Raw genomic sequence first — 11,941 nt, forward strand, 5'->3', positions numbered from 1 at the left:
CCGCGGTGCCTTGTAGCATCGGCGGGCTTTTGGTACCCCAGTCGTCGCTTTGCTCGCTCAGCATAAACAGCGCCTGCTCCAGCCGCATTTCAGCATGCATCACCGCGCCTGTTGGCGTATCCATTTTCAGGATAAGCTCGGCAGCAAAGGCTTTTTGGTAAAAGCCAATAGCATCAGCGGCATTGGAAATCGTCAGGTAAGGGATGGCGCCAGTATAGCCATCTGGTATAGGTTGAACCTGTGACATGAAAGTGCTCCTTGTTGCTCGGGCCTGCATTCTTCAGTTAGGCAGATAAGATTGTCCAGAACAGCAACCAACTCTGGTTCGGATACTATAGTATAAAATAGTTGTTGCTGGCTAACTCACTAGTGTTAAAAGGCGCTCTTGCAGCTTGCGCCTATACTGCACCATATTGTTGCGGCAAGCCGATATCAATACCTTAGCCTAACATCACCGAAAATGGCAGTATGGATACCATTTCACCTGCCGGCAAGCTGCCGCTGTCACGCTCCAGCACAATGTAACAATTGGCATTGGCGATAGAACTGAGCATGCCAGAGCTTTGACTGCCAAGGGTTTTAACTTTTAAGCCGGTTGTATCCTGCCAATACCAGCCGCGTTGATAGTCTCTGCGCCCCGGTTGCTTTTTCAGTGGCACATCGCATTGAGCTTTTAGCAGTGTTGCTGATGGCTGCCCGCCTTCGCCACTAAGTTTGCGCAGCACTGGCTGCACTAACTGTTCTAACGTCACGACTGCCGCTACCGGGTTACCCGGCAACCCAAAAAACCAGCATGCTTGCAGCTTGCCAAACGCAAAGGGTTTACCCGGCTTTATTGCCACCTGCCAAAAGTTAACCTGCCCAAGTTTGTGCAATATTTGTCGGGTGTAATCGGCGTCCCCCACCGATACACCAGCACTGGTAATCAGCACATCTGCTTGCGCCATCGCCCGTAAAAAAGCCTGCTCTATCGCTGCTGGGTCGTCCGGTAATAAGCCAAGGTCCAAAACTTCGACGCCAAGACGTTGCAACATCGCAGCGATCACATAACGGTTACTGTCGTAAATATGACCTTCTGGCAAAGCTTGGCCCGGCGGGATCAGCTCATCACCGCAGGAAAAAATGGCAACCTTAAGTTGGCGTAGTACCTGAACCTGTGCAATCCCCAGCGACGCCAGTAAACCAAGATCTGCTGGCCGTAGCTTATGGCCAGCGGCAAACACCTGGGCCCCTTGGCAAATATCTTCGCCAGCACGGCGAACATGCTCCCCCACTGCTGGTACAAGCTGGCATAAAATCTGTTGTTGCATATCGGTTTCGCTAAGGGTTACCTGCTCCTGCATGACCACGGTATCTAAGCCTGCAGGCAGCACGGCCCCAGTCATAATACGCACACAGCTTGCAGAGGGAACCTTGTCAGTAAAGGCATGCCCAGCCAACGCAATACCGGCCACAGCCAGAGGCTGGTTTGGTTGAATATCGCCTGCGCGCAGGGCATAGCCGTCCATCGCAGCGTTGTCGTAACCCGGCACATTCATACTTGATATCACAGGCTGCGCCAGTACGCGGTCTAAAGCCTGATTTAACGGTACTGTTACCTGCTGGGTTATTGCCCTGACTTCAGCTAACATCTGCATTACCGCCTGCTCTGCGCTTAGCATTGGTTTCGGGACGCGGGCGTCTTGCATCAGCTTTTGGCTCCCTGTTGGTTTACCATCCACACTGCGGCTTCTACCCGTGAGCGTAAACCCAGCTTTTTCAATAAGTGTTTTACATGCACCTTTACCGTACCGTCTGAGATATTCAGCTCGCGGGCGATCAGCTTGTTACTTAGCCCTTTAGCAATAAAACTAAGAATTTCATGTTCACGGTTGGTTAGGCTATTTAGCTCAGCAGAGGTTTTTACCGCCGGGCGGCGCAAGGCACTGGCCAATACCTGGGTAATAGCTTCACTTAGCACCATTTTGCCAGTAAGAGCGCGTTTAATTTGCTCCAGCAATATTTCCGGATCGCTGTCTTTTAGCAGATAGCCGTCCGCACCATTGCTGATAGCATTGACCACATCTTCATCGGCATCCGATACGGTAAGCATCACGATGCGCGAGGTTACGCCTTCATCGCGCATGCTTTTTAAAGTAGCAATACCATCCATACCCTGCATATTTAAATCCAGAATAATTAAATCTGGATCCAGTTCTACTGCCATTGGAATAGCCTCAGCGCCACTGCTGGCCTCAGCAATCACCTCTAAATCATCCTCAAGCGCGAGTAACTGCTTTAAGCCTTTACGTAATAGGGGGTGATCATCCACCAACATAATGCTGGATTTTTGCTCTGACATCTCTGGCTCCAAAACGGGATTAACGAGGTTGCTGCTATTAGCTTATAACAACCGACAGTAAACTTTGATATAAATCAGTAAAATGCCACTTCACTCTGTGCTGACTATCGGCAAAGCAGCATCTGCCGACAGTAGCAACCATAACAAAAGACTTTGATTTTACTAAAATTTAATTAAAGAAACACCTTAAAGTACCACCTTGTAGGTACCTCCAACTAACTCTCAGGCCTTGCCTGCTAACTCCGAAGATACATTGTGGCAACTGGCAGTACCCTGCATAGTTGCAGCAGCGAAAAATGCTATTTACAGGAGTGATCTATGTCAGATCTTAAACAGTGGCAACCAGAAGACGAACACTTCTGGCAAACAAGCGGCAAAAGCATTGCAAATCGTAATCTGTGGATTTCTATTCCCAGTTTACTTTGCGGCTTTGCCGTGTGGATGATGTGGAGCATCATCAGTGTCCAGATGCTTAATCTGGGTTTTCCTTACTCAGCGTCCGAATTATTTACGCTGGCAGCCATTGCCGGTTTAAGTGGCGCGACCTTGCGCATTCCGGCCAGTTTTTTTGTACGGCTCTGTGGTGGGCGTTATACCATTTTCCTGACCACAAGCTTGTTAATGATCCCGGCGCTGGGCACCGGCTTGGCATTACAGGATCAAAGCACGCCATTTTGGGTATTTCAGCTACTGGCGTTGTTATCTGGCATAGGTGGCGGTAATTTTGCAGCTTCAATGTCTAACATCAGCTTCTTTTTCCCGAAAAAACAGCAAGGGCTCGCGCTGGGCTTAAATGCCGGTTTAGGAAATTTTGGCGTGACCAGTATGCAAATTCTGGTGCCCTTGTTTATGACTTTTGGGGCTTTTAGCCTGCTGGGCGGCGGTGAGCCAATGGTATTGCAAAAAGCCAGTGGTACGCTAATTGGTAGCATTGCCGCTGGCAGCGATACCTGGATCCAAAATGCCGGCTTTCTATGGTTGTTACTGCTAATCCCCCTGGCCTTTGCCATCTGGTTTGGTATGAACAATATTCATACCGAAGAAGTTACACCCAAATTGCCCAGTGCCGCAGGGTCCTTTTCCATTATTTTAATGATGTACGGCATTGGTTTTGTCACCTCGATGATTGGCTTATGGTTAATTTTGCCTGAAGCGGCCAATGGCTCGGGCTATAGCATTCCAAAAGAACTGGTATTAGTGCTGGTGTTGTTTGCCACCGTAATGGCATTAAAGCTATTACCTGGCGCCATTCGTACCAGCCTTGAGCGGCAATATAAAATATTTAATAACAGGCATACCTGGGTAATGAGTGTGCTTTATATCATGACCTTTGGCTCCTTTATTGGCTTTGCTGCAGCCTTTCCGTTATCTATTCAGGTTATCTTTGGTTATAGCCATATTATGGTCGATGGCGTAATGACACATAATACCGCTAACCCCAATGGCCCAAGCGCCCTGACCTATGCCTGGATAGCGCCCTTTATTGGTGCTTTAATTCGTCCGGTAGGCGGCTGGTTATCTGATAAATGGGGTGGCGCGCTGGTCACTCAAGTTTGTGCAGTAGTAATGATTACCTGTGCCTTAGGCGCGGCTTACTATATGCAACTGGCCTATCAATCTGCCACACCAGAGCACTATTTTATGCCGTTCTTTTTGATCTTTCTTGGCCTGTTTGCAGCGAGTGGTGTTGGTAATGGCTCTACGTTTAAAACCATTGCCGTGGTGTTCCCTAAAGAGCAAGCCGGGCCGGTATTGGGTTGGACTTCTGCCGTCGCTGCCTATGGTGCCTTTTATATTCCACAGGTGTTTGGTGAACAAATTAAAGCCGCCACACCGGAATACGCAATGATTGGCTTTGCGGTGTTCTATGCATTATGTGTGCTGATTAATTGGTTCTTCTACTTGCGCAAGAATGGCGAGTTTTATAATCCGTAAGAAAAGACACTAAGTTGTCTGTCAGTCTATTTGGGGCGCCCGGTGTATTTCACAGGTGCCCCCAACCATTCCTGGCAGACAACTGGCTCCGATTCACAGTACAGTCTTGCCGCCTCTATTTGCTCCCTGCTTGCACGCCTGATAACGCCCCTTTAGCGGGAGATCTACGCCATTTGCTGTTGTAATAAACATTCAGGCGTAAAGCTGAAATAGACTCCGGTGCCACCTTCTAGCCGGCGTTTAATGCTGATACGGCCCCCCAGGTGCTTACTGCGCTCTTGCATAATAGCCAAACCATAATGATTGAGCTTTTCCGCCGCCTGCGGGATACCAACACCGTTATCCTCTATCGCCAACGCGATAATTGCAGCGTCTTGCAATTGTAAGCTGATTAGGATCTCAGTACCTGCGCTGTGGTGCACGGCATTCTGACTGGCTTCGCGGATAATTTGCAATAGGTGAATTTCTTCATGTGGCGCTAAGGGAATATTGATCAGTTGATAATCAAGTGTGATTTGCATGCCAGATTGCTCACTGAGCTGCTTCACCGAGGCTTGCAAGGCGCTAAATAAGCCGTTGCCATCCACTTTTAACCGAAAGGTGGTTAACAGCTCGCGTAACTGCCGATAGGCAGAGTCTAAACCTTGTTTCAACTCAGCCGAAACATCGGCAATAGTGGCTTTGTCGTCTTTTAGTGTTGCTTTGTTTAACCGGGTTACCTGAATTTTCAAATAGGACAGCGCCTGCGCCAGCGAGTCATGTAATTCGCGGGCTATTACTGTACGCTCCTGCATTAACGCCAGACGCCGCACTTGCTGCTCTTCAGATTTTAAACTTAGCGCCAGTGCCAACTGATCGGCTACCGCGGTCAACAATTGTTGCTGCCAGCGCTCAAGCACTTGCCCATCTGCAGTGCGTGCAACCAGCACACCATATTTTTTACGCTCCCGGTGCAAAATATAGTTATAGTTGCTGTTGTTGCAGCCTTCGGCCAAGGGTTCAGTCAGACAGTCGCCACACCTATCCTGTAAACAGGGATCCGTACTCCCATCGCCTGGTTGCACCTGCATATAAGGTTTATCCCCCTCTTCGGTGAACAAGCACAGCTCCAGGTTGTCAACTTTCACTACTGTTTTTAACTCAGCGATGATCAGATTAAAATCTACATACTCAGGTGCATGCTCGCTGATGCGCTGTGCCGTGTTGTACAAAAAACGTAAGGTAGTATTACTATGCTGTAGTGCTTCGGTTTGCTGCTCTACCCGCTTTTCCAGATTGCCATACATATAGGCAATGGAATCGCTCATTTTATTAAAACTATATGCCAGGGTACCCAGTTCGTCTTTATTCTCTATCGTCAGTCGCTGCGTAAAATCTCCCATCGCAACTTGCTTAGCGCCGCGGGTTAACTCTTCCAGCGGTTGCTGTACCATTACCTTTAACCAGTAAATCACAATAGCCGACAACAGCACCGTCGCTAGTAATGCCACCAGTTGCAAGGTACGAAAGCTACTTACCTTCTGCTCAGCATCTTGCTGAATGTAAAATACCAGCTGTTCCAACAAGGCAATTTGTTGTTGTAATTGCTGCTCTAACAGTAAGACATCAACCGGCTGCTGTTGAAAACTCGGCGCAATTTGCAACCAGTGCTGCCTGGCTGCCGAAAATTGCTGAATAATGTGCTCGTCTTGCAGGAATCGATTAAACACCGGATGCTGCCAACTGGTGTCGAATTGCGTGTGGGCGCGTTGCAATGCGGCGATATCCTGTTGCTGAGTCAGCCAGGCCATACGGTAACTTTGCATCCTTAATGAACCGGCAATATTCACCGCCAGGGCGTCGTGACCACTTTTGTCCGATAACCAATACGATGCCAGCATAGTGCCAATTGCTAGCGTCACTATGCAGGCCAGGGCAATGTTAATTCGGGTAACAATAGAAAACTGTCGCATAACTACTCCGCCTGTTTACTGAGTTCAAGCATATCTGCTTTTACGCCTCTTTGCTGAAATCCTACAAAATACCGGATACCAAGGAGCTACTCCCTTTTTCCTGCAGTGATAAGCCTTAGCGCCGCGACACCACCACTGGTGGTATAAGGGCCGCCATTGTCGGTCCTGCCACGGGATTTGGCACTACCCATTTGTAGGTATTTTTGTTTTTTATCATGTATTTAGCGCTATAGCCGCTTTGATCCAAATCAAGCATCATCGCCCTGTTGTTTCTATAGTGTGCTTACCAAAAGCAAAAACGTCTGTTCATGCAGGACAAGACCAGGAGTCAATTATGAGTCATCTTCTCGACAAACTGCGGTTTTTTAACACCCGCAAAGCGCCTTTTGCAGCAGGTCACGGGGTTACCACCAACGAAGATCGAAGCTGGGAGCAAGGCTATCGCCAACGCTGGCAACATGACAAGGTGGTACGCTCTACCCATGGTGTTAACTGTACGGGCTCGTGCAGCTGGAAAATTTACGTTAAAGACGGTCTGGTTACCTGGGAAACCCAGCAAACCGATTATCCGCGCACCCGCCCCGATTTACCTAACCACGAACCACGTGGCTGTCCGCGGGGTGCCAGCTATTCCTGGTATATCTACAGTGCGAATCGGTTAAAGTATCCTAAGGTTCGCCAGCAATTAATGAAACTATGGCGCGAAGCCAAAGCGGTGCACAGCGATCCGGTAAAAGCCTGGGAGTCTATTGTACAGGATCCGGTCAAAGCCAAAAGCTACAAAGAGCGTCGTGGTTTAGGTGGCTTTATCCGCGCCAGCTGGGATGAAGTAAACGAGCTAATTGCCGCTTCTAACGTTTACACCACCAAAACCTATGGCCCAGACCGGGTTACCGGTTTTTCGCCCATCCCGGCCATGTCGATGGTCTCGTACGCCGCAGGTGCCCGTTACCTGTCACTGATTGGCGGCAACTGTTTAAGCTTTTATGATTGGTACTGCGACTTACCCCCCGCCTCGCCTCAGGTATGGGGTGAGCAAACTGACGTGCCAGAATCCGCCGATTGGTATAACTCCAATTACATTATTGTCTGGGGATCTAACGTACCGCAAACCCGTACCCCCGATGCGCACTTTTTAACAGAAGTACGCTACAAGGGCACTAAAACCTGTGTTATTACGTCGGATTACTCTGAAGCTTCCAAGTTTGGTGATACCTGGCTAGCGCCGCGTCAAGGCACTGATGCGGCCCTGGCGATGGCCTTTGGCCATGTTATTTTGCAGGAATTCTACGTTAATAATCCCAGCAGCTACTTTACCGACTATGTGCGCCGTACTACCGACATGCCGATGTTGGTGATGTTAACGGAACAAAAAGGAGTATTAACCACAGGTCGCTTCCTACGCGCCGCCGATTTGGTCAATAACCTGGGTGAAGACAATAACCCAGACTGGAAAACGATTGCCATTAATCATGATGGCCGCTTAACCAGCCCGAATGGTGCTATTGGCTATCGTTGGGGCCAAAGCGGCAAGTGGAATTTGGAGCAAAAAGACAAAGAGGGCGAGCTTGAGCTGCAATTAACGTTAAAAGATAACCGGGATGAACTGGTCGACGTTGCCTTCCCCTACTTTGGCGGCGCCCCGCACGAATATCAGTATTTTCAACATACTGAGCACGCCGATATTCAGATGCGGAAAATCCCGGCCAAGCGCGTCGAACTGGCCGATGGCAGTACCGCGCTGGTGGCAACCGTATTCGATTTAATGCTGGCGCAATACGGGGTTGATAATGGTATTGGCGATGACAGTCGCGCAAAGTCGTATACCGACAATATTCCCTACACGCCAGGCTGGCAGGAAGCTATTACCGGTGTGAAACCCGACGATGTGATTCGTGTCGCTACCGAATTTGCCCGCAATGCTGATAAAACCCGTGGCCGCTCTATGGTAATAGTGGGCGCAGCACTGAACCACTGGTACCACATGGACATGAACTACCGTGGCCTGATCAATATGCTGATGATGTGCGGCTGTATTGGGCAGAGTGGCGGTGGTTGGGCGCACTATGTTGGCCAGGAAAAACTGCGGCCACAAACCGGCTGGACCCCACTGGCCTTTGCGCTGGACTGGCAACGGCCGCCACGTCATATGAACGGCACTTCGTTTTTTTATAACCACTCCAGCCAATGGCGTTACGAAAAACTGGACATGGGCGAAGTGGTATCGCCCCTGGCTAACAAGGAGAAATGGAGTGGCAGCATTATCGACTTTAATGCCCGCGCCGAGCGAATGGGTTGGTTACCCTCTGCGCCACAACTGGGCGTTAATCCACTTGGGCTAGCCGCACAAGCCAACGCAGCGGGCGTTGAGCTAAAAGACTATGTACTGCAGCAGCTAAAAGACCGCAAGATTAAATTTGCCTGTGAGCAACCGGAAAGCCCGCAAAACTTCCCGCGCAATATGTTTATCTGGCGCTCTAACCTGCTGGGTTCTAGCGGCAAAGGCCATGAATATATGCTGCGCCATTTGCTGGGAACTAAACATGGTTTGCTCGGTAAAGATTTAGGGAGTTTTGGTGGCAAGAAGCCAGAAGATATCGAATGGACTGACGATGGCGCTGAAGGCAAGGTCGATTTATGGGTCACCCTGGATTTCCGCATGTCCACGACTTGTTTATATTCCGACATCGTACTGCCCACGGCCACCTGGTATGAAAAAGACGATATGAATACCTCGGATATGCATCCGTTTATTCACCCGTTAACCGCTGCTATTGATCCAGTATGGGAAGCGCGCAGTGATTGGGAAATATTTAAAGGTATTGCCAAAGCCTTCTCTAAAGCCTCTGTTGGTCATTTAGGGGTAGAAACCGATGTAGTTACCACGCCAATGCACCACGATACCCCAGCAGAGCTCGCCCAACCTTATGGCGTGAAAGCCTGGTGGAAAGGCGAGTGCGAGGCCATTCCGGGGATGACCATGCCGCATATCAATATTGTAGAGCGGGATTACCCCAATACTTACGCCCGCTTTACCTCTGTCGGCCCCCTTTTGGAAAAAATTGGCAATGGCGGCAAAGGGATCAGCTGGGATACCAAAGAAGAAGTTAGCTTTTTGCGAAAACTTAATCGGGTACATACCGATGAAGGTGCAAATAAAGGCATGGCAAAAATTGAGAGTGCTATCGATGCGTGCGAGATGATTCTGTCTTTAGCACCAGAAACCAATGGCCATGTAGCAGTTAAAGCTTGGGAGGCCCTGGGTAAAATTACCGGCCGCGATCATACGCATTTAGCACGGCCAAAAGAAGATGAAAAAATTCGCTTTAACGACATCGTCGCCCAGCCGCGTAAGATCATCAGCTCACCGACCTGGTCTGGGTTGGAAGATGAGCATGTGTCTTACAACGCAGGCTACACCAACGTACACGAGCTGATCCCCTGGCGCACCATTACCGGCCGTCAGCAGTTTTATCAGGATCATGAGTGGATGCGCGATTTTGGCGAACAGCTGTGTAGCTACAAGCCACCAATTAACTTAAAAACTGTACAGCCTGTGCTGAACAAAAAGCCTAACGGGAATAAAGAGATCGTACTGAACTGGATCACGCCACACCAGAAGTGGGGTATTCACAGTACTTATTCAGACAACCTGCTAATGCTGACGCTGTCGCGTGGCGGCCCTATCGTCTGGCTGAGCGAAATCGATGCCAAGGCTGCCGGCATTGAAGATAACGACTGGATTGACATCTTTAACGTGAATGGCGCCATCGCCGCCCGTGCTGTGGTATCGCAGCGGGTGCCAGAAGGCATGAGCATGATGTACCACGCGCAGGAACGCATTGTAAACGTGCCCGGTAGCGAGCTAACCGGTACCCGAGGCGGTATCCATAACTCGGTGACCCGCGCGGTAATGAAACCGACCCATATGATTGGTGGCTATGCCCAGCAAGCTTACGGTTTTAATTACTACGGCACCGTTGGCTGTAACCGCGACGAGTTTGTCATCATCCGTAAGATGGGCAAAGTCGACTGGTTAGACAAGGAGGCATAACCACAAAGCATCTTTCACGCCAGCGCGGTGTTGGGGTCTGAAATATCGAAGCTCTCCAACCTGCACTGGCGCGAAATCCATCATTGTGTGTTTTGCCCCCTAACAAGATTTAAGGAATTATTATGAAAGTCAGAGCCCAAATTGGCATGGTGCTGAATTTAGACAAGTGCATAGGCTGCCACACGTGTTCCATCACCTGTAAAAACGTCTGGACCTCGCGTGAAGGTGTAGAGTATGCCTGGTTTAACAACGTAGAAACCAAACCCGGTATTGGTTTTCCAAAAGAGTGGGAAAACCAGCAAAAATGGAATGGTGGCTGGGTCCGCAATAAAAGTGGCAAGCTGGAATTAAAGATTGGCGGTAAGCGACGTATCCTGGCGAATATTTTCGCCAACCCGGATTTACCGGAAATTGACGACTACTATGAGCCGTTCGATTTTGACTATCAGCATTTACACACGGCTGGCGACACTAAACATCAGCCGGTGGCACGGCCACGCTCGCTGATCAGTGGTCAACGCATGGAAAAAATTGAATGGGGCCCGAACTGGGAGGAGATTCTGGGTACTGAGTTTGCTAAGCGCAAAATCGACCAGAATTTCAATGATGTGGTGCAAAAAGACATTTATGGTCAATTTGAAAAGACCTTTATGATGTACCTGCCCCGCTTGTGCGAGCATTGTTTAAACCCGGCTTGTGTCGCGGCCTGCCCCAGTGGCGCCATTTATAAGCGCGAAGAAGATGGCATTGTACTGATCGACCAAGATAAATGCCGCGGCTGGCGCATGTGCGTCTCGGCATGCCCGTACAAAAAAATCTATTACAACTGGAAAAGTGGTAAATCCGAAAAATGTACTTTCTGCTTCCCACGCATTGAAGCCGGCCAGCCGACGGTCTGTTCAGAAACCTGTGTTGGCCGTATTCGCTATTTAGGCGTGCTGCTGTATGACGCCGATAAAATTGAAACGGCGGCCAATACGCCAAACGAAAAAGACTTGTATCAAGCCCAGTTGGATATCTTCCTTGATCCAAAGGATCCGATCGTGATCGCCGCGGCCAAAGCCGAAGGCATTACAGATAACTGGATCGCCGCAGCGCAGCGTTCACCGGTCTATATGATGGCAATGGATTGGAAAGTGGCGCTGCCACTGCACCCGGAATACCGTACCCTGCCCATGGTCTGGTATGTACCACCGCTGTCACCCATTCAGGGTGCAATTCAGGCTGGCCATGTTGGTATGAATGGTGAAATTCCAGACTTGAAATCGCTGCGTATTCCGCTGCGTTATTTAGCCAATATGTTAACCGCCGGTGATGAAGCCCCGGTAGTACGAGCATTGGAGAGGATGATCGCCATGCGCGCCTTTAAACGCTCACAGCAGGTTGATGGTGTCGAAGATGCCGACGTCCTAAAGCAAGTGGGTTTAACGCCGGTGCAAGTGGAGGAGATGTATCGCTATATGGCACTGGCCAATTATGAAGATCGCTTTGTTATTCCAACCAGCCATCGGGCCTATGCCGAAAATGCATATGACTTAAAATCTAGCTGTGGCTTTAGCTTTGGTAACGGCTGTGGTGATGGCAATAACAATGTTAACCTGTTTGGTACTAAAGCCAAGGGCGTACGCCAGGTTATCTCAGTAGAAATAAAGGATTAAC

At 49.5% G+C, this 11,941-nt stretch carries 7 protein-coding genes; 3 read left to right on the forward strand and 4 right to left on the reverse strand.

Going from position 1 to position 11,941, the window contains the following annotated elements; genetic code table 11:
* From IE163_RS16890 to narL, 3 genes are all read right to left on the reverse strand, one after another.
* On the reverse strand, positions 1 to 247 hold a 247-nt coding region (locus tag IE163_RS16890), incomplete at its 3' end, for a VOC family protein (protein WP_505602389.1).
* Positions 248 to 440: 193 nt separating this feature from the next.
* The gene (gene moeA / locus IE163_RS16895; RefSeq protein ID WP_189434179.1) at positions 441 to 1,688 is read right to left on the reverse strand and encodes a molybdopterin molybdotransferase MoeA; all 1,248 of its coding nucleotides are present in this window, start codon (positions 1,686 to 1,688) and stop codon (positions 441 to 443) included.
* Positions 1,688 to 2,341 (reverse strand): two-component system response regulator NarL, encoded by a 654-nt coding sequence (gene narL / locus IE163_RS16900; RefSeq protein WP_189434180.1) that lies wholly within the window; start codon positions 2,339 to 2,341, stop codon positions 1,688 to 1,690. The genes moeA and narL overlap by 1 nt, the downstream gene beginning before the upstream one ends.
* Before the next feature lie 318 nt (positions 2,342 to 2,659).
* Between narL and IE163_RS16905 the strand changes: the two genes are divergently transcribed.
* A complete protein-coding gene (locus IE163_RS16905) occupies positions 2,660 to 4,276 on the forward strand; it encodes an MFS transporter (RefSeq protein ID WP_189434181.1) in 1,617 nt (538 codons plus the stop codon).
* Between the two features lie 164 nt (positions 4,277 to 4,440).
* Here the strand turns inward: IE163_RS16905 and IE163_RS16910 are convergent, their stop codons facing one another.
* Positions 4,441 to 6,228 carry a histidine kinase gene (locus tag IE163_RS16910; protein ID WP_189434182.1) on the reverse strand — a complete coding sequence of 596 codons (1,788 nt, stop codon included), beginning with the start codon at positions 6,226 to 6,228 and terminating at the stop codon, positions 4,441 to 4,443.
* Between the two features lie 334 nt (positions 6,229 to 6,562).
* Here IE163_RS16910 and IE163_RS16915 point away from each other — a divergent pair, with 334 nt between their 5' ends.
* The gene (locus IE163_RS16915) at positions 6,563 to 10,282 is read left to right on the forward strand and encodes a nitrate reductase subunit alpha (RefSeq protein WP_189434183.1); all 3,720 of its coding nucleotides are present in this window, start codon (positions 6,563 to 6,565) and stop codon (positions 10,280 to 10,282) included.
* Positions 10,283 to 10,404: 122 nt separating this feature from the next.
* Positions 10,405 to 11,940: a nitrate reductase subunit beta gene (gene narH, locus IE163_RS16920; RefSeq protein ID WP_189434184.1), complete on the forward strand. Its 1,536-nt coding sequence runs from the start codon at positions 10,405 to 10,407 to the stop codon at positions 11,938 to 11,940.
* The last annotated feature ends 1 nt before the right edge of the window (position 11,941 follow it).

It is taken from the genome of Alishewanella longhuensis (assembly GCF_014653435.1).
Classification (GTDB): domain Bacteria; phylum Pseudomonadota; class Gammaproteobacteria; order Enterobacterales; family Alteromonadaceae; genus Alishewanella; species Alishewanella longhuensis.